The sequence below is a fragment of the Nonomuraea sp. C10 genome (genome assembly GCF_008017515.1).
GTDB lineage: Bacteria > Actinomycetota > Actinomycetes > Streptosporangiales > Streptosporangiaceae > Nonomuraea > Nonomuraea ferruginea.
Genome location: NZ_VPFF01000003.1, coordinates 1,028,527 through 1,050,533 on the forward strand (window position 1 = coordinate 1,028,527; position 22,007 = coordinate 1,050,533).

At 72.5% G+C, this 22,007-nt stretch carries 24 protein-coding genes and 1 riboswitch; of the genes, 9 read left to right on the forward strand and 15 right to left on the reverse strand.

Features of this window, described 5'->3' with window-relative positions:
* The first annotated feature begins 5 nt into the window (after nucleotides 1-5).
* Genes FR742_RS36365 through hypE form a run of 5 tightly spaced genes read left to right on the forward strand, consistent with a single transcriptional unit; the run spans nucleotide 6 to nucleotide 2,993 of the window.
* Complete coding sequence (locus FR742_RS36365; protein ID WP_148035809.1) at nucleotides 6-215, forward strand: hypothetical protein; 210 nt, start codon at nucleotides 6-8, stop codon at nucleotides 213-215.
* 11 nt (nucleotides 216-226) lie between these two features.
* Entirely contained in the window at nucleotides 227-349 is a 123-nt protein-coding gene (locus tag FR742_RS46165; RefSeq protein WP_261808977.1) for a DUF6893 family small protein, read from the forward strand.
* A 22-nt stretch (nucleotides 350-371) separates the two neighbouring features.
* On the forward strand, nucleotides 372-644 hold the full coding sequence (locus FR742_RS36370; protein ID WP_148035810.1) for a HypC/HybG/HupF family hydrogenase formation chaperone: 273 nt from the start codon (nucleotides 372-374) through the stop codon (nucleotides 642-644).
* Nucleotides 645-655: 11 nt separating this feature from the next.
* Nucleotides 656-1,861 carry a hydrogenase formation protein HypD gene (hypD, locus tag FR742_RS36375; RefSeq protein WP_148035811.1) on the forward strand — a complete coding sequence of 402 codons (1,206 nt, stop codon included), beginning with the start codon at nucleotides 656-658 and terminating at the stop codon, nucleotides 1,859-1,861.
* 4 nt (nucleotides 1,862-1,865) lie between these two features.
* Nucleotides 1,866-2,993 carry a hydrogenase expression/formation protein HypE gene (gene hypE, locus FR742_RS36380; RefSeq protein WP_148035812.1) on the forward strand — a complete coding sequence of 376 codons (1,128 nt, stop codon included), beginning with the start codon at nucleotides 1,866-1,868 and terminating at the stop codon, nucleotides 2,991-2,993.
* A 71-nt stretch (nucleotides 2,994-3,064) separates the two neighbouring features.
* Here hypE and FR742_RS36385 read toward each other — a convergent pair whose 3' ends face one another.
* The 7 genes from FR742_RS36385 to FR742_RS36415 form a co-directional block, all read right to left on the reverse strand.
* Entirely contained in the window at nucleotides 3,065-4,345 is a 1,281-nt protein-coding gene (locus FR742_RS36385) for a BtrH N-terminal domain-containing protein (protein WP_222709243.1), read from the reverse strand.
* Between the two features lie 237 nt (nucleotides 4,346-4,582).
* Nucleotides 4,583-6,892 carry a carbamoyltransferase HypF gene (gene hypF, locus FR742_RS36390; RefSeq protein WP_222709244.1) on the reverse strand — a complete coding sequence of 770 codons (2,310 nt, stop codon included), beginning with the start codon at nucleotides 6,890-6,892 and terminating at the stop codon, nucleotides 4,583-4,585.
* A 4-nt stretch (nucleotides 6,893-6,896) separates the two neighbouring features.
* A complete protein-coding gene (locus FR742_RS36395; protein ID WP_148035813.1) occupies nucleotides 6,897-7,565 on the reverse strand; it encodes an SIS domain-containing protein in 669 nt (222 codons plus the stop codon).
* On the reverse strand, nucleotides 7,549-7,782 hold the full coding sequence (locus FR742_RS36400; RefSeq protein ID WP_148035814.1) for a HypC/HybG/HupF family hydrogenase formation chaperone: 234 nt from the start codon (nucleotides 7,780-7,782) through the stop codon (nucleotides 7,549-7,551). Before FR742_RS36400 ends, FR742_RS36395 begins: the two co-directional genes overlap by 17 nt.
* Complete coding sequence (locus FR742_RS36405; protein ID WP_148035815.1) at nucleotides 7,779-8,363, reverse strand: SIS domain-containing protein; 585 nt, start codon at nucleotides 8,361-8,363, stop codon at nucleotides 7,779-7,781. Before FR742_RS36405 ends, FR742_RS36400 begins: the two co-directional genes overlap by 4 nt.
* Nucleotides 8,356-8,754, reverse strand: coding sequence for a PadR family transcriptional regulator (locus FR742_RS36410; RefSeq protein ID WP_148035816.1), 399 nt, complete (start codon nucleotides 8,752-8,754; stop codon nucleotides 8,356-8,358). Before FR742_RS36410 ends, FR742_RS36405 begins: the two co-directional genes overlap by 8 nt.
* Nucleotides 8,755-8,919: 165 nt before the next feature.
* On the reverse strand, nucleotides 8,920-9,732 hold the full coding sequence (locus FR742_RS36415; protein ID WP_148035817.1) for an SAM-dependent methyltransferase: 813 nt from the start codon (nucleotides 9,730-9,732) through the stop codon (nucleotides 8,920-8,922).
* A 128-nt stretch (nucleotides 9,733-9,860) separates the two neighbouring features.
* On the opposite strand from FR742_RS36415, the gene FR742_RS36420 reads away from it, so the two are divergent.
* Both FR742_RS36420 and FR742_RS36425 read left to right on the forward strand, forming a co-directional pair.
* On the forward strand, nucleotides 9,861-10,091 hold the full coding sequence (locus FR742_RS36420; protein WP_148035818.1) for a hypothetical protein: 231 nt from the start codon (nucleotides 9,861-9,863) through the stop codon (nucleotides 10,089-10,091).
* A complete protein-coding gene (locus tag FR742_RS36425) occupies nucleotides 10,088-11,254 on the forward strand; it encodes an acyl-CoA dehydrogenase family protein (protein WP_261808978.1) in 1,167 nt (388 codons plus the stop codon). Before FR742_RS36420 ends, FR742_RS36425 begins: the two co-directional genes overlap by 4 nt.
* Before the next feature lie 17 nt (nucleotides 11,255-11,271).
* Here FR742_RS36425 and FR742_RS36430 read toward each other — a convergent pair whose 3' ends face one another.
* The 8 genes from FR742_RS36430 to FR742_RS36465 form a co-directional block, all read right to left on the reverse strand.
* The gene (locus FR742_RS36430; RefSeq protein ID WP_148035819.1) at nucleotides 11,272-11,745 is read right to left on the reverse strand and encodes a TspO/MBR family protein; all 474 of its coding nucleotides are present in this window, start codon (nucleotides 11,743-11,745) and stop codon (nucleotides 11,272-11,274) included.
* A gap of 37 nt (nucleotides 11,746-11,782) precedes the next feature.
* Nucleotides 11,783-13,642 carry an APC family permease gene (locus FR742_RS36435; RefSeq protein WP_148035820.1) on the reverse strand — a complete coding sequence of 620 codons (1,860 nt, stop codon included), beginning with the start codon at nucleotides 13,640-13,642 and terminating at the stop codon, nucleotides 11,783-11,785.
* A gap of 160 nt (nucleotides 13,643-13,802) precedes the next feature.
* Nucleotides 13,803-14,477, reverse strand: coding sequence for a CHAP domain-containing protein (locus tag FR742_RS36440; RefSeq protein ID WP_148029427.1), 675 nt, complete (start codon nucleotides 14,475-14,477; stop codon nucleotides 13,803-13,805).
* 13 nt (nucleotides 14,478-14,490) lie between these two features.
* A riboswitch (cyclic di-AMP (ydaO/yuaA leader) is annotated at nucleotides 14,491-14,639 on the reverse strand.
* Between the two features lie 212 nt (nucleotides 14,640-14,851).
* Nucleotides 14,852-16,138, reverse strand: a complete 1,287-nt coding sequence (locus tag FR742_RS36445) for an ArsB/NhaD family transporter (protein ID WP_148035821.1) — start codon at nucleotides 16,136-16,138, stop codon at nucleotides 14,852-14,854.
* Nucleotides 16,135-16,572 carry a CBS domain-containing protein gene (locus FR742_RS36450; protein WP_148035822.1) on the reverse strand — a complete coding sequence of 146 codons (438 nt, stop codon included), beginning with the start codon at nucleotides 16,570-16,572 and terminating at the stop codon, nucleotides 16,135-16,137. The genes FR742_RS36445 and FR742_RS36450 overlap by 4 nt, the downstream gene beginning before the upstream one ends.
* Nucleotides 16,573-16,762: 190 nt before the next feature.
* Nucleotides 16,763-18,844 carry a polysaccharide lyase 8 family protein gene (locus FR742_RS36455; protein ID WP_261808979.1) on the reverse strand — a complete coding sequence of 694 codons (2,082 nt, stop codon included), beginning with the start codon at nucleotides 18,842-18,844 and terminating at the stop codon, nucleotides 16,763-16,765.
* Nucleotides 18,845-19,153: 309 nt separating this feature from the next.
* Complete coding sequence (locus FR742_RS36460; protein ID WP_148035823.1) at nucleotides 19,154-19,792, reverse strand: response regulator transcription factor; 639 nt, start codon at nucleotides 19,790-19,792, stop codon at nucleotides 19,154-19,156.
* Nucleotides 19,780-21,006, reverse strand: a complete 1,227-nt coding sequence (locus tag FR742_RS36465) for a sensor domain-containing protein (protein WP_148035824.1) — start codon at nucleotides 21,004-21,006, stop codon at nucleotides 19,780-19,782. Before FR742_RS36465 ends, FR742_RS36460 begins: the two co-directional genes overlap by 13 nt.
* A gap of 111 nt (nucleotides 21,007-21,117) precedes the next feature.
* Between FR742_RS36465 and FR742_RS36470 the strand changes: the two genes are divergently transcribed.
* Both FR742_RS36470 and FR742_RS36475 read left to right on the forward strand, forming a co-directional pair.
* The gene (locus tag FR742_RS36470; protein ID WP_148035825.1) at nucleotides 21,118-21,327 is read left to right on the forward strand and encodes a hypothetical protein; all 210 of its coding nucleotides are present in this window, start codon (nucleotides 21,118-21,120) and stop codon (nucleotides 21,325-21,327) included.
* Entirely contained in the window at nucleotides 21,324-22,007 is a 684-nt protein-coding gene (locus FR742_RS36475; protein WP_148035826.1) for an ABC transporter ATP-binding protein, read from the forward strand. The genes FR742_RS36470 and FR742_RS36475 overlap by 4 nt, the downstream gene beginning before the upstream one ends.

A 22,007-nucleotide genomic window follows, 5' to 3' on the forward strand; every position in this document is an offset into this window, starting at 1 on the left:
ACGACATGGCACAGATCCGCGTGGGCAAGCCCGACGTGGCGCCCGACACGCCGTCGCACGTCAAGGGCGTACGGCAGGGCAACCAGAAGCGCGCGCACAAGCACCAGGTGGGCCACAACGAGGACGACACGGCGGACGCGCGCCGCTCCACGGGCGTGCGGCCCGGCAAGGAGAACCCGATCCTGCCGATCATGCCGAACCTGTCGCCGAGCTAGATCGAGAGGAGGTGCAAGCCGACATGCGGCTTTCAGGCAAACTGCTGGCCCTGTTCACCGGGGCCGCGCTCGTCGCCATGTTCTGGCGGGAACTGCCCGCCGTGAAGCGATACATCAAAATGACACGAATGTGAACGGGAAGGAGCGGGGCGGCCGATGTGCCTGGGCATCCCCGGCGAGATCGTCGAACTCATCCCCGGACAGCCCGAACTCGCCAAGGTCGAGGTCGCGGGCGTCCGGCGGGCCATCAACGTCGGACTGGTCAGCCAGGACGGGATCCGTCCGGGCGACTGGGTGCTCGTGCACGTCGGCTTCGCCATGTCCAAGATCGACGAGCAGGAGGCGGCGGCCACGCTCGCGCTCCTGCGCGGTCTGGGACAGGCGTACACCGACGAGCTCGAAGCGCTCGCCGAATCGGACATCACCTGAAAGGCAGGGCATTGCGGTTCGTCGATGAGTACCGCGACGCGGGCCAGGCCCGGCAGCTCGCGGCGCGGATCCGGGACCTGTGCGAGCCCGGCCGGCACTACACGTTCATGGAGGTGTGCGGCGGCCACACGCACACGATCTACAAGCACGGGCTGGAGGACCACCTGCCGGAGACGGTCTCGCTGGTGCACGGCCCCGGCTGCCCGGTCTGCGTCATCCCGATGGGCCGCATCGACGACGCCATCGCCATCGCCCACGAGCCGGGCGTCATCATGACGTCCTTCGGCGACATGATGCGGGTGCCCGGGGGCCGCGGGTCGTTCCTCGACGCCAAGGCCGCGGGGGCGGACATCCGCATGGTGTACTCGCCGCTGGACGCGCTCAAGATCGCCCGGCAGAACCCCGACCGCACGGTCGTCTTCATGGCCATCGGGTTCGAGACCACCGCGCCGTCGACGGCGATGACCGTGCTGCGGGCCGAGGCCGAGGGCATCGGGAACTTCGCGGTCTTCTGCAACCACGTGACGATCCTCCCGGCGATCAAGGCGATCCTGGACTCGCCCGACATGCGGCTCGACGGCTTCATCGGGCCCGGTCACGTCTCCACCGTCATCGGCTGCCGGCCCTACTCCTTCATCGCCGGCGACTACGGCAAGCCGCTGGTGTGCGCCGGGTTCGAGCCGCTGGACGTCCTGCAGTCGGTCCACATGCTGCTGCGGCAGCTCGCCGAGGGCCGGGCCGAGGTGGAGAACCAGTACACCCGGGTGGTGCCGTGGGACGGCAACCCCAGGGCGCTGTCGGCGATCTCGCGGGTGATGGAGCTGCGGCCGCACTTCGAGTGGCGCGGGCTGGGGTTCATCGCCAACTCGGCGCTGCGGATGCGCGAGTCGTACGCGGCCCACGACGCCGAGCGGCGCTTCCCGGTGCCGGGGGTCCGGGTGGCCGACCCGAAGGCGTGCCAGTGCGGCGAGGTGCTGAAAGGCGTGCTGAAGCCGTGGGAGTGCAAGGTCTTCGGCACCGCCTGCACGCCCGAGACGCCCATCGGCACCTGCATGGTCTCCTCGGAGGGCGCCTGCGCGGCCTACTACAACTTCGGCCGCTTCACCCGGCGCCGCGAGGTCGTGCCGTCGCCTGGACTGAGGAGCGGCGGGAGCGCAGCGACCAGAGCGACGAGGGAAGGCGACGGGTTTGAGCGACCGAGCAGCCTCACGAAGTGAGGCCATGAACACTGCGGAATGGGCTGAACGGGCCTTGGCGGAGGCCGCGGTCGGGCAGGAGCCGCTGTCCCGCGAGGAACAGGTGCTGGAACGCATCGAACGCGCCCGCCGCCGCAAGCCGAAGGTCACCGAGGAGCGGGTGACCATGGCGCACGGCGCGGGCGGCAAGGCGTCGCGGACGCTGATCCAGGCCGTCTTCGTCGACGCCTTCGCCAACCCCGCGCTCCAGCGGCTCGACGACGGCGCCACGCTCGACCTCGGCACCGGCCGGCTGGTCTTCACGACCGACGCGTACGTGGTCTCGCCGCTGTTCTTCCCGGGCGGCGACATCGGCGACCTGGCCGTGAACGGGACGGTCAACGACCTGGCGGTCTGCGGGGCGCGGCCGATGTACCTGTCGGCGGGGTTCGTCCTGGAAGAGGGGTTCCCCGTCGCCGACCTGCGCCGGATCACCGCCTCGATGGCGGCCGCCGCCGAGCGGGCCGGCGTGCGGGTGGTGACCGGCGACACCAAGGTGGTCCAGCGCGGCAAGGCCGACGGCTGCTACGTGACCACGTCCGGGATCGGCGCCCTGGAACGGCCGGTCACGCTGGGCGAGTCCCGGGTGCGGCCCGGGGACGCGGTGATCGTGTCCGGTCCGGTCGGCGAGCACGGCGTCACCGTCATGATCGCCCGTGGCGAGCTGGACATCGAGGCGGACCTGACCTCCGACACCGCGCCCGTGCACGAGGCCGTCGCCGCCCTCCTCGACGCGGTCCCGGTGCGGATGATGCGCGACGCCACCAGGGGCGGGGTCGCGACGATCCTGAACGAGATCGCCGTCGGCGCGGGGCTGGCGGTGACGGCCGACGAGCGGGCGATCCCGGTGCGGCCGGTCGTGAGCGGGGCCTGCGAGCTGCTCGGCCTGGACCCGCTGTACGTGGCCTGCGAGGGCAGGTTCGTGGCCGTGGTCGACGGGGACCACGCGGCGGCCGCGGTCCGGGCGCTGCGGCGGCATCCGGTGAGCGAGGGCGCCGCCGTGGTGGGCACGGTCGAGGCGGGGCCGCCGGGGATGGTGCTGCTCAAGACCGCCTCCGGCGGCACCAGGATCGTGGACCTGCTGGTCGGCGACCCGCTCCCGCGCATCTGCTGACCTTCACGACGCCGCGCGTCCCGTACGGACAGGACAGCTGTCCGTACGGGCGGGTCACCGCGCTCGCGCCGTCAGAGGCGCTGGGCGAGGTGGGCGATCTCGGTGCGCTCGGCCTCGTAGATGGTGCTCAGCCGGGAGCTGAGGCCGGCGAACAGGGGGCCGGTGTCGGCTAGAGCGGACAGGGAGTCGTTGGCCGCGGCGCGGGCCGCCCACAGCTCCTCGGCCGCCTGAGCCGCCTGCTGACCGCCCGCGGTGCCGTCCGCCATGACGCTCTCCTTGATCGCCGCCGTCAGCTCGCGGATCGTGGCGAACTCCGGCACCTCCGACGGCAGCGCCGCCTCCGCCAGCTCGTGCCACAGGGCCCGGATCTCCCTGAACCGCCCGGCCGACTCCGCCAGCGACGGCCGGTCGAGCAGGCCGGCGGCCTCGTCGAGGGCGTCGGCGAACAGGTCGCGGAGGTTTCCGCCGTCGATGCCCACGGGCTCGGCCCCCTCCCAGATCGACAGCAGGGCGTCGGCCAGGGCGCGCCGGTCGGCGAACACCTTCGGCCACGCCTTGGCGTTGCGGGTGTCGACCAGCAGCCTGGCCCATTTGCGCCAGGCGGGCAGCGAGAAGGAGTCCGAGGTGGCCGACAGGTGCGTGACACAGTCGCGCAGCCCTTCCTGGGCGGCCTCGGCCAGCGCCGCCTCGGTCAGCTTCGCCTCGCCCAGCACGTGCATGACGTTCTTGTACGACCCCACCCGGGCCCGTGCCGCGTCGAACCGCTCACGCGGGACACAGATCGGCGCCTGCCCTCGATCGTCCAGGTAGACCCCGTCCGCGTCGTACCGGTAGGCGACCACCGGATGCCCGCCGTGCCCCTCCAGGAAGGCGGGCACCTGCCAGTAGCCCGTGTGGTAGCGGTCGGGCAGGACCACGCACGGCCGCCCCGCGTCCAGCTCGGCGGTCAGCCGGTCGCTCGCGGCGCGGAGGCCGGACGTGCGGTGCTCCTCGTACGGGACGCCGAGCCGGGTGAGCGTCTTGGCCATCCAGCGGTCGTGGTACTGCCACTGGTTGCGGAAGGCCAGGACCACGTGACGGGACTGGTCGTGCTTGAACTCCCACAGGATGTAGCCGGCGCCGATCCCGCCACCCGCCAGGAACACGAGCGGCTCGCTGACGGCCACGCCCTGGTTGACCAGGACGGAGGTGATCGCCGCGCTGGACGGGTGCCGCCCGCCGGCGAAGCGCCAGCCGCCGTCGGAGGCGGTCTCGGCGCTGCCCGCGACATGGGCGCGGGCGGTGGTGTAGCTCTCCCCCGTCTTGGCCATGCGGGCCCGGATGCGGGCCTTGAGCTGCTTCTTGCTGGTCATGTCCGGCTCTTCCCACGGCCGTCGCCAGGACCCGGCCCACGCCCGCGGCCGTGGCGGCCGTGATGGAGCGTCGACCGTTCGGAGCGCGGCTCCCGAGGCTCGTGGCGTCCCCTTTGCCTCCGCGATCGGCGGGCCGCGTGGGGACCCGCTCTGGAGGTTCGGCGGGAGAGCACCGCCGTACCTCCGGATATTAGGACAGAATCGGCCAGTACTCCAACGACCCCAGGATCGGGCACCCTACCGGCTCAGGCGGTCGTGCGCGGCGGCGACGACCGCCTGGCCCAGCGCGATCCCGCCGTCGCCCGGCGGCACGCGTGAGTGCACCAGCACCTCGAACCGCTCCCCCTCCAGCCCGGACACCACCGCCTCCAGCAGGACGGTGTTCTGGAAGACCCCACCGGACAGCGCCACCGTCCGCAGCCCGGCCCGTTCACCCACCACGCACACCGCCCGGACGACCACCGCGGCCAGCCCCCGATGGAACCGCGCCGCCACCCGCCCCACGTCCACCCCGCCCATGACGTCCTCGACCACCCCCCTGACCAGGTCGCCCCCAGCGATCACCACCCGCTCCCCCTCGACCAGCCCCGCCGGGTACGCGCCTCGCTCGGCCGGGTCCACCCGGGCTTCCAGTTCGGCCGCCGCCTGGCCCTCGTAGCTGATCGTGTCGCGGACGCCCGCGAGGGCCGCGACCGCGTCGAAGAGCCGTCCCGCGCTGGACGTGGGCGGCGCGTTCGTCCCGGCCCGCGCCATCGCGACGATCACCGGCCACTGCTCGCGATGCCTGGCGACCACCGGCAGGACGGGCGACGCGTCACCGCAGACCCGGTCGAGCCAGGCCGCCGCCATCCGCCACGGCTGCCGGACCGCCGCCGCGCCGCCCGGCATCGGCACCGGCTCCAGATGCCCCGCCCGCCGGTAGGAGACCAGGTCGGCGACGAGCAGCTCACCACCCCACAGCGTGCCGTCGTCGCCCAGCCCGAGCCCGTCGAACGCCACCCCGATGACGGGACCGGCGTGGCCGTGCTCGGCGAGGCAGGAGGCGATGTGCGCGTGATGGTGCTGCACCCCCACCAGGTCCACGCCCTCCCGGTCCAGCGCGTACGACGTCGACAGGTACTCCGGGTGCAGGTCGTGTGCCACCACCGCCGGGCGCACCCCGAAGAGCCGGCAGAAATGCTCGACGCCTTCGGTGAAGGAACGCAGGGTCTCGTAGTTCTCCAGGTCGCCGATGTGCTGCGACAGGAAGGCCCGGGTGCCCCTGGCCACGCAGAAGGTGCTCTTCAGCTGGGCGCCGCACGCCAGCACCGGCCGGGGGAAGGGCCAGGGCACGCCGACGGGCGCCGGCGCGTACCCCCTGGACCGCCGTACGACCAGCTCCCGCCCTCGGAAGACCCGTACCAGCGAGTCGTCGGCGGGCACCTGGATCCGCCGGTCGTGCACGAGGAACCCGTCGGCCACGCCGCGCAGCCGCCGCAGCGCGTCCTCGTCGCGGTGCGCGATGGGCTCGTCCGACAGGTTGCCGCTGGTCAGCACGTACGGCGCGGCCAGCCGGTCGGCGAGCAGGTGGTGCAGCGGCGTGTACGGCAGCATCACCCCGAGGTCGCGGCCCCCGGGCACCACGCCGTCGGCCACCGGCGCGCCGGGCCGTCGCGGAGCCAGCACGATCGGCCTGCGCACGCCGGTGAGCAGCCGCTCAGCGGCGGGCTCCAGAAGCACCAGCTCCCCGGCCGCCGCCGCGTCTCGCGCCATCACGGCGAACGGCCTGCTCTCACGCCGCTTGCGGGCCCGGAGCACGGCCACGGCCGGCCCGTGCGCGGCCAGGACGGCGAGGTGGTAGCCGCCGAGCCCCTTGACCGCCACGACCCGCCCCTCTTCCAGCCACCGCGCCGCCACCTCGACCGGATCCCCAGGAACCGGCGCCCCGTCCGCGCCGAGCGCCCGCAGCGCCGGCCCGCACGCCGGGCAGCAGACCGGCTGCGCGTGGAAGCGCCGGTCGAGCGGATCCCGATACTCCCGTGCGCACGCGGCGCACATCGCGAAGTCGGCCATCGTCGTGGCACACCGGTCGTACGGCACGCCGCTGACGATGGTGAACCGCGGCCCGCAGTCCGTGCAGTTCGCGAACGCGTAACCATGACGGCGGTCGGCCGGATCGCGCACCTCCCTCAAACAGGCGTCACACGTCCCCACATCCGCCGAGACCAGCGCGAACTCACCACCCGCCAGATCACGAAGCCCGATCGTCGCGCCGGCCCGGCGGCTGGGGACGATGTGGAAGCCGGTCTCCCCCCGGGGCTCGGCGGGTTCGACGGAGACGCGTTCGACCAGGGCGAGGGGCGGCGCCTGGCCGGTGAGCCCGGCCGTGAAGGCGTCCAGCATCGGCGGTTCGCCCTCGGCCTCGATGAACACCCCTCCGGGGTCGTTCCCCACGAACCCCGACAACCCGTGCGCCCCGGCCAGCCCGCACACGAACGGCCGGAACCCCACCCCCTGCACCAGCCCCTCGACCCGCACCCGGATCCGGCGCGCCCCCGTACCCGGCACGGAATCACAGCTCGCCGGTCAGCGCCCGCTGGGCCAGCTCCCACAGCACGTGGCAGAGCGTGATCTGGGCCTCCTGGATGCGGTGCACCGACACCGACGGGACCACGAACAGGTGCGCGACGCGGCCGTCCTGCGCCATCGGCCCGCCGTCGTAGCCGACCAGCCCGACGGTCAGCAGGCCGCGCCGGGACGCCTCCCCCATGGCGTTGAGCACGTTGGCCGAGCCGCCGCTGGTCGACAGCCCCATGGCCACGTCACCGGGCCGTCCGAGCGCGGCCAGCTGGCGGGCGAACACGAGCTCGTACCCGACGTCGTTCGACAGCGCCGTGAGCAGCGCGACGTCCTGGGCGAGCGGCACCGCCGCGACCGCCCGCGCCGGCCTCGGCGGGTGGGCGAACAGCTGCACGACGGCCTGGGCGTCCGTGCTGCTGCCCCCGTTGCCGAAGGCGAACAGCCGCGCCCCCGCGTCGAACGCCGCGGCCATCTCCCGCGCGCACGCCACGAGACGCTCCGCGTGCAGGGCCACCAGCGACCGCCGCAGCTCGACGATCTCCGCGGCCTTCCTCCGGGTGGACTCGCGCAGATCGGCGAGGACGGCTTCCCTGTCGACCGGTCCGGGGGCGAGGAACGGGTAGAGGGCCTCGATGCCGCCGGGCTCACTGACCGTGCTCATGGGTCTCTCCTCCGTACGGGCGGACCGCGATGGCTTCCTTGGCGTGCACCAGCACGATGTCGCCGGCCCGGGCGTCCACCAGCGCCACGCTGACCTCCTCCGGCCCGGACTCCGTCTCCACCACGGCCAGCCCGTCTTCCAGCAGCCGCAGGACGCGCACCGGCACGGCGACGTCGGAGCAGGTCACGCAGACCCCGTCGGGGCACGGCTCCGTCATCGGGCCGCCTCCAGCTCGTAGAAGACGTGCACCAGCTCCCAGAGCACGTGGTACATCGTCACGTGCACCTCCTTGACGATCAGCGGGTCGGCGGAGCGGACGGCCAGCACGTGGTCCGCCTCGGCGCCCGCCTCGCCCCCGGTGAGCGCCACGGTCAGCAGCCCCAGCTCGCGCGCCGCCGCGAGACCGCCGCGCACGTTCGCGGACCCCGCGTCGGTGGAGAGGCCGAGCGCGATGTCGCATGGGGACGCCAGCAGCCGGAGCTGCGCCGCGAAGATCCCGTCCAGGCCCTCGGTCAGCGCGATCCCCGTGGCCACGGCCATGTCGGTGGTCAGCGAGATCGCCGGCAGCGCGGGCTTGCCCACGATGACCGGGTGCGCGAACTCGACGGCGACGTGCTGGGCGTCGGCCACCGAACCGCCGTTGCCGAAGACCAGCAGCTTGCCGCCCATCCGGAAGCGCTCCGCCATCTCCTGGCAGGCGCGGACGATCCGGTCCGCGTCCTCCCCCATGGCGGCCGCCGGTCCCGTCCGCCGCTCGAACGCGGCGGCCACGGCGGTCGTCGCCGGGTCCTCACCCATGGCACTCCTCCTTCTCCGGCCCCGCCACCTGCTCGCGCGGGACCGCGTAGCCGCCGGGTTCCGGCGCGATCAGCGTCCACCTGCTCAGGCAGGTCTCCAGCAACCGGCGGACCTCGGCCAACCGGCCCATCCACGCCTCCAGCTCGGCCATGCCGCCTGTGGTCAGCTCGTACCGCCTGCGCGCCGGCCCCGCCTCGGAGGCGACCCAGGCGGAGGCCAGGTGACCCGCGCGTTCGAGCGAGCGCAGCACGCGGTAGACCTGGCCGGGCTCCGCGTCGGCCGCCCCCAGGCGCGCCAGCCGCTCGATCAGGTCATATCCGTGACCCGGCCGCTCGCAGATGAGCAGGAGCAGGAAGGGCTGCAGGAGTCCGCGGACGTCGCTGCCCGACATGGCGTCTCCTGCCTCCCGACTCACCGGTCAGCAGGAGAGTAGGAAGCCGGAGAGCGGAACCGTCGGCGGCGCGTCCCGCACTTGTGGAAGTAATCGCCAGAAGTTGGCCCTACGCCTTCCCCATGGTGAAGGCGATCTCCAGCTCGACGGGGTCGTCCGGTGACGTCAGGGCTTGCGGGCGACTCCGCAGACGGCGCTCACCACGGTGGGCGGCTCGTCCCAGCGGTCCGGCGCGGGGCGCCATTCCGGTGTCGGCACCACGCCGGGCTCCACCAGTTCGAGGCCGGTGAAGAAGCGCGCGATCTCGTCGGGGGAACGCAGCTGGTAGGAGTTGCGGGCGTTCTTGTTGTAGCCGGTGACCGCTTCCACGAGGGCGGGGTTGGTGTTGGTGCCGTCGCTCAGCGCCAGGTAGCTGCCGGGGGCGAGCGGCTCCAGCAGGCGGTCGACGATGCCGCGCGGGTCTTCGTCGTCGGTCACCTGCCCGGCGATGCTCAGCATCATGACCGCGACGGGCCGGCTGAAGTCGAGCGTCGCGGCGGCCCCGGCCAGGATCGCCTCGGGGTCGCGGACGTCCGCGTCGAGATAGTCGGTGGCGCCCTCGGGCGCGCTGGTGAGCAGCGCGCGGGCGTGCGCCAGCACGATCGGGTCGTTGTCCACGTACACGACCCGCGACTCTCGGGCGATGCCCTGCGCGATCTCGTGCGTGTTGCCGGCGGTGGGCAGGCCGGTGCCGATGTCGAGGAACTGCCGGATCCCGGCCTCGCCCGCCAGGTAGCGGATCGCGCGGACCAGGAACTCCCGCTGCAGCCTGGCGACCATGGCGAAGTCGGGGAACAGCCTCAGCAGGGTCTCCCCGGCCTCGCGGTCGACGGGGAAGTGGTCCTTCCCGCCCAACAGGAAGTCCCACACCCGCGCGGAGTGCGGGACAGTGGTGTCGACCCTGGACCAGGCCGACTCGGCGGCATCGCTGTCGCTCATCGTGACTTTCCGTTGGAAGGATCATGCCGGACCTTCCAGACGGTACAGCACCAAGCGCTCTTTCTTCATGGAGCTGGACTATCTACCGAGACCGTTTCGAAAGGGACTGGCGGGGCAGTCGGCGGCGTATGCGACTCATCGACCGCGCCGCCGTACGCAAGCTCGTCGACACGCAAGACCAGGACGCCGCTCTCGTTCTCGTACGAGGAGAATGCGTCGTCATGCCGGAGGAGCAGGCCGACCGGCAGGGCGGCCTGGTGCTCGCCCGCCGCCGTGAGGTGCGGCACGTGACCGATGACCACGACCTGGACTCGCTCGCCGCCCGTCTGGACACCCTGGCCAGGGACCTGGGCGCGTGAGAGGGGACGGCGTGCGGAACGGCGACTTCTACGACTACGCCGACCTGCTGGACAAGGAGGAGAAGCAGATCGTCCAGCGGGTGCGCGACTTCATGACCGAGAAGATCGCGCCCATCGCGGACGAGGTCTGGACCAAGGCGAGCTTCCCGCACCACGTGGTGCCGGAGATGGCCAAGCTGGACGTGGCGGGGCTCCAGCACCGGGGCGCCAGCAGCCTGCTGACCGGATTCATCGTGCTGGAGATGAACCGGGTGGATCCGTCCATCGCGACGTTCTTCGGCGTGCACAGCGGCCTGGCCATGGGCAGCATCGCCGGGCTCGGCTCGGAGGAGCAGCGCGAGCGGTGGCTGCCGCGGATGGCCGCGATGGAGCAGATCGGCGCGTTCGCGCTGACCGAGCCGGAGGGCGGCTCCGACGTGGCCGCCGGGCTGCGCACCACGGCCAGGCGCGAGGGCGACACGTGGGTGCTCGACGGCGCCAAGCGCTGGATCGGCAACGCCACCTTCGCCGACCTGATCGTGGTCTGGGCGAAGGACGAGGCCGACGGCCAGGTGAAGGGCTTCGTGGTGGAGAAGGGCACGCCCGGCTTCGAAGCCACCAGGATCGAGAACAAGATCGCCCTCCGTACGGTCCAGAACGCGGACATCACGCTGACCGGTTGCCGCGTCCCCGAGGCCAACCGGCTGGCCGGGGCCCGCGGCTTCCGCGACACGTCCACGATCCTGCGGCAGACCAGGGGCGGGGTGGCCTGGCAGGCGGTGGGCTGCATGATGGGCGCCTACGAGCGGGCTCTGGAGTACGCCGGGGAGCGCGAGCAGTTCGGCCGCCCGATCGCGGCGTTCCAGCTCGTCCAGGACCTGCTGGTGCGGATGCTGGGCAACGTCACCAGCTCGCTCGGCATGGTGGTGCGGCTGGCGCAGTTGCAGGACGCGGGCGTCTACCGCGACGAGCACTCGGCCATGGCCAAGGCGTACTGCACGGCCCGGATGCGGGAGGCGGTCGGCTGGGGCCGGGAGATCATGGCGGGCAACGGGATCGTGCTCGACTACGGGATGGGCCGGTTCGTGGCCGACTCCGAGGCCATCTACTCGTACGAGGGGACGCGTGAGATCAACAGCCTGATCGTCGGCCGGGCGATCACCGGCCACGGCGCCTTCGTCTGACGGCCCAAGGACCGGGATCAGTTGAGCTGCCAGATGGCCAGGTTCAGCGCGCCGGCGTAGGTCACCCAGACCAGATAGGGCGCCATCAGCAGCGCCGCCGGCCGCTTGACCGGCCACATCAGCACGATGGTCGCCGCGATGGCGATCCACAGCAGGCACAGCTCGGCGAAGGCCACGCCGTACCAGCCCGCGGCGAAGAACAACGGGGTCCACGCGGCGTTGAGCACGAGCTGCACCGCGTACGCGGTCAGCGCCCGCGACCAGCCGCGCGCCGTCCAGGCGAGCCAGCCCGCCACGGCGATCATGATGTACAGCACCGTCCAGACGGGCCCGAACAGCCACTGCGGCGGCGCCCAGGCGGGACGCTCCAGTGCCAGATACTCGGCCCCGGCGCCGGACGCGGCCAGCGACCCGATGACGGCGACCAGGGCCACGGCCACCAGGAAGACCGGCAGCGCGACCCAGCGGCGGGATTCGGTGGTGACGACCATGCGCTTCCCGTGCCCTGTGAACCGGCCGGTAACCCGTTCACGGGCGAAGGTGGAACGGGAGGAGGCAGACGACCACGTCCGACCGCTCCCGCAGGGCGGCGGCCAGCAGGAGGCCGCGCTGGTTGTGCAGGAACCGGTAGCGGAAGTGCCGGGGTTCCAGGATGGGGATGAGGACGACGGTCCAGCTCCCCGACTCGTCCACCTGGCGGATGTAGTCCAGCAGCGGGTGGATCACCGTGCGGGCGGGGTTGACGATGACCTCCAGCGGGACTCCGGGATCCCACCGGTCCCAGGCTTCGTGCAGCGCGCGCCGTGACTCCTCGGTGAAGCAGACCGACACGAGCACGATCTCCCCGCCGAGGGCCATGGCGGCGCTCACGCTCCGCTGGGTCGCGGCGTCGATCCCGCCGACGGGAATGATGATCTTCTTGCCGGGATGGTCGGCGGCGGGCGGCCGCGCGGGCCTGGCCGGCACGGCGCCGATCTCCAGCTCGGCCGCCACCTCTCCGTAGTAGCGCTCGATCCGGGCGAACAGGAGGATGAGCAGGGGGATGACGATGGCGACCGCCCAGGCGCCCTCGGTGAACTTCGACACCAGCAGCACGAGGGCCGCCACGCAGGTGAGCAAAGCCCCGGTCCCGTTGAGCAGCATGTCGCGGCGCCAGCGGGGCGGGCGCAGCCGGTGCCAGTGCTTGACCATGCCGCCCTGGCTCATGGTGAAACCGATGAAGACGCCGATGGCGAACATGGGGATGAGCCGCTGGGGGTCGCCGTCCACCGCGATCAGCAGGATGGCGGCCAGCAGGCCCGCCACCGCGACGCCGTACCGGTAGACGGGCCGTTCGGTGCGCAGCGCGAACAGCGAGGGCAGCCGCCTGTCCTTGGCCAGCAGACTCAGCAGCACCGGCAGGCCGCCGAAGCTGGTGTTGGCGGCCAGGCCCAGGCCGAGGGCGACCACGATGTTGGTGCCGTAGAACGCCCAGCCGGTCCCGTACGAGCCGGCCACGAGCTGGGCCAGGATGGTCACGCCCTCGCGGGGCACCACGTGGTCCCTGCGGATGAGCACGGCCAGGCCGATGAGCATGGTGGCGAGCAGCGCGCCGAGCATCAGTTCGGTGTGCTGGGCGCGCTTGACGCGGGGCTTGCGGAACATGGGCACGCCGTTGGCGATGGCCTCGATCCCGGTCAGCGAGGAGCATCCGGAGGAGAAGGCCCGCAGGATGAGCATCACGGTCAGCGCCTCGGTGGCGACGATCTGCTCCGTCGTCCCCACGGTGGCGGCGGGCCCGGACCGCGCCAGGCCGACCGCCACGACGCCGAGGACGGACACCACGAACAGGCTCATGGGCAGCATGAGGAACCGCGCGCTGTCGGACACCCCGAACAGGTTGATGACCGTCAGCAGCAGCACCCCGGCCAGGCAGGTCTCCACCAGGTACGGTCGCAGGACGGGGAACGCCGAGGCCAGGTTGGCGGCCGCGGCGGCGAGGCTGACCGCGATGGTCAGCACGTAGTCCACCACCAGGGCCGCGGCGGCCAGCAGGCCCGCCCGGCGGCCCAGCTCCGCCTTCGCGACCCCGTACGACCCGCCGCCGTCGGGGTGGGCGGCGATGACCTGCCTGTAGGAGAACACGAGGATCAGCAGCAGGACCGCGATGGCGATCGTGATCGGCAGGGTCAGCGCCACGGCGGCGGCCCCGGCCCCGGCCAGGACGAGCGCCGCGGCCTCCGGCCCGTAGGCGACCGAGCTGAGGGCGTCCAGCGACAGCGCCGACAGTCCTTGCAGGCTGGTCAGGTGCCGCTTGTCGCCCTCACCGTGGCGGAGTTGCAGCCGCCGCCCGCTGAGCGGCGACCGCCTGGTCTTGGCCGGGTCCTGCTGGTAGGGGACCGTCGTCATGTCGCACGCGCTTCCACCCCCTGGATCTCCCCCGGGGTCGTCGCCGGGCAGGCCAACGGCCGGTCAAAACGCGGTCCTGACCGGGGCCGCGGACGACGGCGATCCGGTCAGGGAAGACCTGACCGGATCGCCGGAGGAATGACGGGTGCGGAGAACGTGCTCAGGCGGCCTTGTACTCGGGGTAGCCGTAGCCGGCCACGTGGGACACGGGCCGGATGCGCTCCTCGACCTTGCCGTTGCCGGTGTTGCCCTCGATCGTGGTGATCGTGCCGTCGCCGTTGTCCTTCTTCACCAGGCCGACGTGGTCGACGGCGCTGATGTTCTTGCTGCCGCCCCAGTCGAAGAAGACGACGCTGCCGGGCTTGGCCTGGCTGCCCCAGCGGTTGTTGTCCTTGAACCACTGGGCGTGGGTGACGGTGTAGGCGTCCCAGCCGATCGTGGAGCGGGCGCCGGCCTGCTCGCCGACCCAGGACACGAACATCGCGCACCAGGGGGCGTTGGCGTACAGCGCGGGCGTGCCGCCGCCGTCACGGGCCAGGGTCTCGGCCGCGCGCGGGGAGGACATGTACCACTGGTGGAACTTGGTGCCGCCGCCGGCGGCGTCCTCGGTGACGCCGATCTGCGACTCGGCGACCTGCAGGACGGTGCTCGCGCTGACGGCGGTGGACTGGTTCGCGCTGCTCTGCTGGTGGGCGACCGGGTGCGGCTGGGAGGGGGAGGCGGCGGCCGCGGTGGCGGCGGCGGAGGTGCCGGCGAAGGCGGCGCCGAGTGCCAGGGTGGCGCCCAGGGCCAGGCGGGAGGTGGACGGGATGCGATCGAAGATGTGCTTGACCATGCTCGGGGATTGCTCCTTGCTTCCATGCCGCCTACCGGGTTAGCTGTCGGGTTCGGGCGTGGAAGTGCCCTACGGCGCGCCCTTGGTGAAGAGCGACCGATTCACCCCAGAGAAAGGTGGGTCCCCGGTTCCGCCAGAGGGCGGATTCGGCGGCCGCGCCGTGTTCCCGCAATGTGCGCGGGTGGGCGCGGTCTCGGCAATTCATCGGCAACGCGCGGGGGCTTACCTAAAAGCGCTGCTCAAGCGCGTGCCATCGATGGGTTCGAAGGTAATCGTCGCGCAAGGGAAAGGGCAAGCGCGGAACGGGCCCCGACGACGGGATCCCCTATGGCATAGGGGTTTTCGGGGCGAATATTTTACCTTTGCGGGGGTTTCTACAGGTATCGGAACCACAGATACGGCGCCACCAGGGTCACCGTGACGACCGTGACGATCACCCCGTACTTGGTGAAGTGCCAGAAGCTGATCGGCGTGCCGTTGCGGGCCGCGATGCCCAGCACGACCACGTTGGCCGCCGCGCCCACCGCCGTGGCGTTGCCGCCCAGGTCGGCCCCGAACGCCAGCGCCCACCAGAGCACCTGCGCCGACTCGCCGCCCTGCGCCGCCACGAGCTCCGCCACGATCGGGCTCATCGTGGCCACGTACGGGATGTTGTCCACGACCGCCGACACCACGGCGGAACCGCCCAGCAGCCCCATCGTCGCCACGTCCAACCGGCCCGCCGTGGCCTCCACGGCGGCCCTGGAGACCTGGTCGATGACCCCGGTGTGGACGAGCGCGCCGACCATGACGAACAGCCCGGCGAAGAACACCAGCGTCGGCCACTCCACCTCGGCCAGCGACTTCTCCGTGGTCACCTTGGTGAAGGCCACCAGCACGCCGGCGCCCAGCAGCGCCACCACCGACGGCTCGTAGTGCAGCACCGGATGGAGCACGAACGCCGCCAGCACCAGCACCAGCACGACGAGCGACTGCCACAGCAGCCACGGGTCGGCGATCGCCTCCTTCTCGTCCAGCGCCATGACCTCCTGCGCCCGGTCCGGGTCGTACCGGAACGTCCGGCCCCACATGAGCCAGCAGAGCCCCACGAACACCGCGACCAGCACGATCACCATGGGCGCCATGTGGATGAGGAAGTCGTTGAAGCTCAGCCCGCCCCGGCTGGCGATGATGATGTTCGGCGGGTCGCCCACCAGCGTCGACGCGCCGCCGATGTTGGAGGCCAGCGCCTCGGCGATCAGGAAGGGGACCGGCGACACGGCCAGCCGCTCGCACACCAGGAACGTCACCGGCGCGATCAGCAGCACCGTGGTCACGTTGTCGAGCAGCGCCGACGCGCCTGCCGTGATCAGGACCAGCAGGACCATCAGCCGGAAGGGCCGCCCCTGGGCGCGTTTGGCCGCCCAGATCGCCAGATACTCGAAGACGCCGGTCTCTTTCAGCACCCCGACGATGACCATCATGCCGAGCAGCAGGAAGATGACGTTCCAGTCGATCCCGGCATGCTCGGAGAAGAACGCCGACCCGGCGTTGGTCGCGTGGATCAACAGCATGACCCACGCCCCGCCCAGCGCCGCCGCCACCCGGTTCACCTTCTCGGTGGCGATCAGCGCGTAGGCGGACACGAACACTGCGACGCTCGCCCAGGCGAGCGGGCTCATGTGCCTAGCATCCTGTCCAGCAGCGCCTGCAGCGTGACCGCACCCAGCAACCGGCCCTTGTCCACGATGGCCACCAACGGGCTGCGGGTGCGCGCCATCAGCGCGGCCAGCTCCAGCACGGTCGCGTCAGGATCCGTGACGGGCAGCTCCCGCCGCTCCCGGGGCAGCACCTCGCGCACCGTACGACTGCCCAGCGCGCGCAGGAACTCGTCGGCGTGCGCCTCGTCGACCACCCGGGCCAGCGCCGGATCGTCCATGATGTAGCGCGGCACGGCCAGTCGCAGTGCTTCCGTGCCCGGCAAAATGGTGAGCTGGTCGTCGTTCTTGACGATCAGACCGGGCAGATCCTGCTCGGCGAGCAACCGGGCTGCCTGGAGCACAGGCGTCTCAAGGGTCACGACGGGATAGTCGGCAAGCAGGTCTCTGGCGCGCATGGGCACATCCTTGACTCGTTGGATCTAGGACCTGCCGACCAGACTTACCAGCTCATGCTGGCCAAATCCTGCAAGACCATCTCATGAGACGTCTATCACGGCCGGGGTCCGATCTGAAAAACTACTCGGGCCGCACGCGTCGTGGCTCTCCGGGTGTGAGAAATTTCCGCCGGTCAGAGACCGCGAGATCTCACCCGCCTCCGCCCGGCCGGACGGTGACCGACACGGAGTCCGGCAGCGGGCCGAACGTCAGCGTGAGCCGCCGTCCCGTCCGCGCCCCTGTCAGGGCCGCCGGGCGTCCCGTCACCGCCGCCACCGGGCGGTTCCAGGTGACGGTCAGCTCCGTCAGGTCGCGGCGCGGGTCGGACACGGTGACGGTGGCCGAGCCGTCGCCGCGCTCGGTGACGAGCACCGCGCACGGCCCGGACGCCGACAGCGGGCCCGCGGTGCCCGGCTGCCAGAAGTTGACCGCCGTCACCCCCGCCGACGGCACGTGCACGCCCTGCTGGGAGGTCGTGTTGGCGAGCACCCGCGCCCATCCGGGGTCGGCGGCGCGGGCCCTGGTCGCCGCCACGGTGGCGTTCGGCAGCAGCAGGTAGTCGTAGCGGGCGTCGCTGGGGTCCAGCCCGTGACCGAGCCAGAGCGTGACGTACGGGCGCGTCATCCCGCCGCCCGGCCGGTGCTCGCGCAGGCGGCGCAGCACGCCGCCGTCGCGGACGACGTAGCCGCCGTGTCTCGCCAGATGGGCCCAGCCGTTCGCGTCGTCCACGGTGAGGAGCGCGGCGGTGCGGCGGTTGTCGACCACGGTCTCCACCGGCGCGCCGTCCCTGCCGGTGATGCCCGCGCCCAGGCAGACCACCGCGTCGTCGAGGAAGAACCAGGACTTGAACGCCTCCACCGTGGACTCCAGCCCGCGCAGGTGCTGGCCGGCGGTCGCGTAATGGCCGTCGGTGGCTCCGCCGGCCCAGCGGAACGGCGGGCACGCGCCGCCCCACGCCTCGCCCGCGCCGTCGGGCAGCCGCCGGGTCGAGACGGTGGTGCCCGGCAGCCGGTAGGGGTCGACGGTGGCCCAGAACCCGTCGGCGTAGTGGGCCCCGTGGCCCTCGCCCCACCAATAGAGCATCCCCGAGCCGGTGTGCCAGCCGCGCAGGTTCTCGCCGTTGCCGTGCTCGTAGTGGGCGATCCGGTCGGAGGACATGCTGAGCGCCGCGCACCAGCCGGGCGCGCGGTGCACGGCGCGGGCGCTCATCGGGAACAGCCGGTGCCCCGTGGGCTGCTCGCCGGCCCCGTCCACCAGGGTTCGCCAGCGGCGGCGCTCGGCGGGTGTCGCGGTGAGGGCCAGCCGCCTCACGGCGCCGGCCAGGCGGCGGAACCTGAGCTCGCCGCCGGACGGGTCCCTGGCGATGCCCCGGCCGCTCACCAGGTCCATGACGTGACCGGCGTGCGTGAACGGGACGAACGACCGCTCCACGCTGTCGTACACGATCCGTCTGTTCGGGTCGGTGACCTCCCACGGGCTCCCGCGCAGCACCGCGAACAGCGTCGCCAGCCCTTCCAGCAGTACGAGCCCGTAACCGCCCTGGTAGGGGACGGTGTCGTGCTGGAGGAACGAGCCGTCCCGGTAGAAGCCATCGCCTTCCGTCACGTACCGGAAGACCGGCGCGAGCGCCCGCACCGCGAGGTCCGCCCGCTCCGCGTCCGCGCCCAGCACCGCGCGCAGCAGCGTCACCAGGCACAGGTCCACCCGGTTCGCGCCCGTGCTGGTGCCGTCGTAGTCGCGCAGCCGGTCGGGCGGGACGAAGTGGTCGACGGCCTCCAGCAACGCGCCGCCCTGCCGCCCCGACAGGCCGACGAGGACGGCGGCGTCGAGCAGCCGCTTCGGCGCGCCGATCTCCCAGTCCCACCAGTTGCCCACCGGGTCCGCCCCGGCCGCGTACACGTGCTCACAGAAGTGGCCGATGCCGGTCTCGACCCCGGCGCGCAGCCGCGCGTCGCCGCTCACCGCGTACGCCCGCGCCATCGCGAGCAGCCGCCCCGGGGTCGCGCTCAGGGACGGGTACGGCAGATCCGGCCACAAATGGCGGCCGGTGGGCGCCATCTCCGCCAGCCGCCGCCTCGCCGGCCCCACCGGGTACGCGGGATCGACGGTCACCTCCCGCCACCGCCGCCGCACCCCCGCGAACGCCCCAGGCGACGCGCCCACCCCGCCCCGAGCCGGAACCAGCGCCCCGACCCCCGCCCATAACAGCGCCCGCCTGGAACACCCCACCACGCACGGATTATCACACCCCCGCCCCCATCACCCGGACCCCATCCACCGCCACCGCGAAACAACCCACCCTCCAGGTGCGCAGCGCAACCCCGCAGAAAGCACGCTCCTGGCCCAGCACCCCTTCAAGGCAGCGCACGCATCCTCCGGGAGACCACCCCACCCTCCAAGCGGCACCCCTTACGAGCGGCCACTCCATCCAGGGCAAGACGCCGCGTCCGCTGTTCGGGCTCGTGTGCGGGACATCCTCCCGGCGCATGCGTGGGGCTTCTCGGGCCGACGATCCGCCGGAGGCGACGGGCAGGGCCGGGGTCAGGCGTTCAGGTAGTGGAGGACGGCGGCGACGCGGCGGTCGACGCGGTCGGCGGGTGACAGGTCGAGCTTGGCGAAGATGCTGCGGATGTGCTTGTGCACGGCGCCTTCCGTGACCACCAGCCGCTCGGCGATGGCCGTGTTGCCCAGGCCCTCGGCCATCAGCGCGAGCACCTCCAGCTCCCTGGCGGTGAGCCGGTCCAGCGGCCCGTCACGGCGGGTGAAGAGCTGGGCCACCACCTCCGGGTCGATGGCGGTGCCGCCGGCCGCCACCCGCTCCAGCGCGGTCATGAACTCGCCGACCCGGCCCACCCGTTCCTTCAGCAGGTAGCCGATCCCGTTCGCGCCGCCGGCCAGCAGCTCGGTGGCGAACGCCTGCTCCACGTACGCCGACAGCACGAGCACCGCCAGCTCCGGGTGCAGCCGCCTGGCCTCGACCGCCGCCTTGATGCCCTCGTCGGTGTGGGTGGGCGGCATCCGCACGTCCACCACCGCCACGTCCGGGTGGTGCTCGGCCACCGCCTTCATGAACGCGTCCGGGTCGGGCACGGCCGCGGCCACCTCGAACCCCTCACCGCCCAGCAGCAGCGCCAGCCCTTCGCGCAACAGAGCGTCATCCTCGGCGATCACGACACGCATGGCAACTCCACCTCGATTCTCGTCGGCCCGCCTGCCGGGCTGTCCAGGGTGAGGACGCCGTCGTGCGCCGCCACCCGGCGGCGGATGCCCGCCAGGCCGGAGCCGTCCCGCTCCGCCGCGCCGCCGTGCCCGTCGTCCTCGATCTCGACGCGCAGCGTGTCGCCGCGCCGGTGCAGCGCCACCCGGACGTGCGTGGCGCCGCTGTGCTTGGCCACGTTGGTGAGCGCCTCCGCCACCGTGAAGTACGCGGTGGTCTCCACCGACAGCGGCAGCGCGCCCAGTTCGCCCACCGACACCTTGCACGGCACCGGGCAGTCGGAGGCCAGCGCGGCGAGCGAGCCCGCCAGGCCCCTGTCCTGCAGAATCGGCGGCAGGATGCCGCGCACCACGCCGCGCAGCTCGGTCAGCGCCGTCTCGGCGGCTTCCTGGGCGCGGTCCAGCACCGGGCCGGCCGTCGCGGGATCGCGCTCCAGCGCCCGCTTGGCGGCCGCGACCAGCACGACCACGGCCACCAGCCGGTTCTGCGCGCCGTCGTGCAGCGAGCGCTCGATGCGGCGCAGCTCGGCGGCGTGCGCCTGTAGAGCGCCCGCCCGGGTTGCGGTGAGCTGGGCGATCCGGTGCGACAGGTCGACCGACGGGTGCGGCGGCAGCAGCCGCCGCCCGGGCAGCGCCTGCAGCCTGGCCATGCCGGGGCCGATCGTCAGGCTGAGCAGCGCCCAGACCAGGCCGATCAGCGCCGTGCCCGCGATGCCCGTCCATGAGTCGACCGGCAGGTACATGGTGCTGGTCGTCTCGGTCTCGGGAAGCAGCCCGTACCACAGGGGGAACGAGAGGTCCCGCACGGCCATGACCGGGAAGGCGATGCCGAGCAGCCCCAGCACGAGGCCGGACGTCGCGTGCAGGCACAGCCAGCGCAGGTCGCGCCAGGTGGCCGGGTCGCGCCGGGCGGCGCGCACCGCGTCCTGCCAGGTCAGATCTTCGATGGAGGTCTCGTACGGGCTCAGCGCCTGTTCGCCCCAGCGGCCCAGCCTGACCCGCTCCTTGTCCGCCACCACCCTGGTCATCGCCATCACCGAGGGCAGCAGCGGCAGGCCGATCCAGAACAGCGACGCCGTGCCGACGATCACCCAGCAGGCCACGGTGGCCAGGGCGAGCACGGCGGTGCCGAGGCCGCCCGCGAGGCGGTCGAGCGCCTCGACGGCGTTTCTCATCATCACCGGCCAATCTACGGACAGCCGGACAGGCCGTCACTCCAGCCTGCTGTACCGCGGAGAGGGCAGCGGGCGGGATTCTCCGGGGGCTGCGCCGTTCCTAACGTTGCCGCCATGACTGATTCATACAATTCCTCCGCCGCCCAGAAGTCCGTCATGCCGCGTATGGCCCTGTGGACCGGCCTGCTCGTCAGCGCCGCGGCCAACGTCGTCGCCAACGCCGTCGGCGGGTGGGGCATGCTCGTCGGCGCCGCCACCGGCGTGCTCGCCCTGGCGTGCATCGCCGGCCTCGTCGTCGACCACCGCAACAGGCGCGGCGCGTGACCGGAGCCGTGACTCTGGAGCACGTCAGCAAGTTCCACGGCGGGACGGTCGCGCTCGACGACGTGTCGCTCACCGTCACCGCCGGGCGGTTCCTCGCCGTGGTGGGGCCGCCGGGGTCGGGCAAGAGCGCGCTGCTGCACTGCGCGTCCGCCCTCGACCTGCCCACCTCCGGCACGGTCACCGTCGACGGCGTGGACGTCACCGCGCTCGGCGAGATCGAGCGTGACGAGTGGCGGCGCGCGAACGCCGGTCACGTCTTCCCTTCCTGCAACCTGCTGCCGTCGCTCACCGTCGAGCAGAACCTCGCCCTGCCGCTCCGCCTGGCGCGGCTCCGCCCGGACCGGGCGTGGCTGCGGGAGCTGGTCGGCCGGGCGGGGCTGGCCGACCGGCTCCATCTCCGGCCCGCCGAGCTGTCCGGGGAGCAGCGGCAGCGGGCCGCCGTCGTCCGGGCGCTCGCGGCCCGGCCCGCGGTCCTGTTCGCGGACGAGCCCGTTGGAGGGCTCGGGCCCGGCCCCGCCGCCGGGGTCCTCGATCTGCTCGCGGAGCTGGCCGAGGACCTGGGACAGACGGTGGTGATGGCGACGCGCGACGCCGCCGCGCGCGCCCACGACACGCTCACGATGGCAGGCGGAAAGGTCGTCGGCGGCCGGGCGGCGCATGAGGCGCGCGGCTGGGGGTAG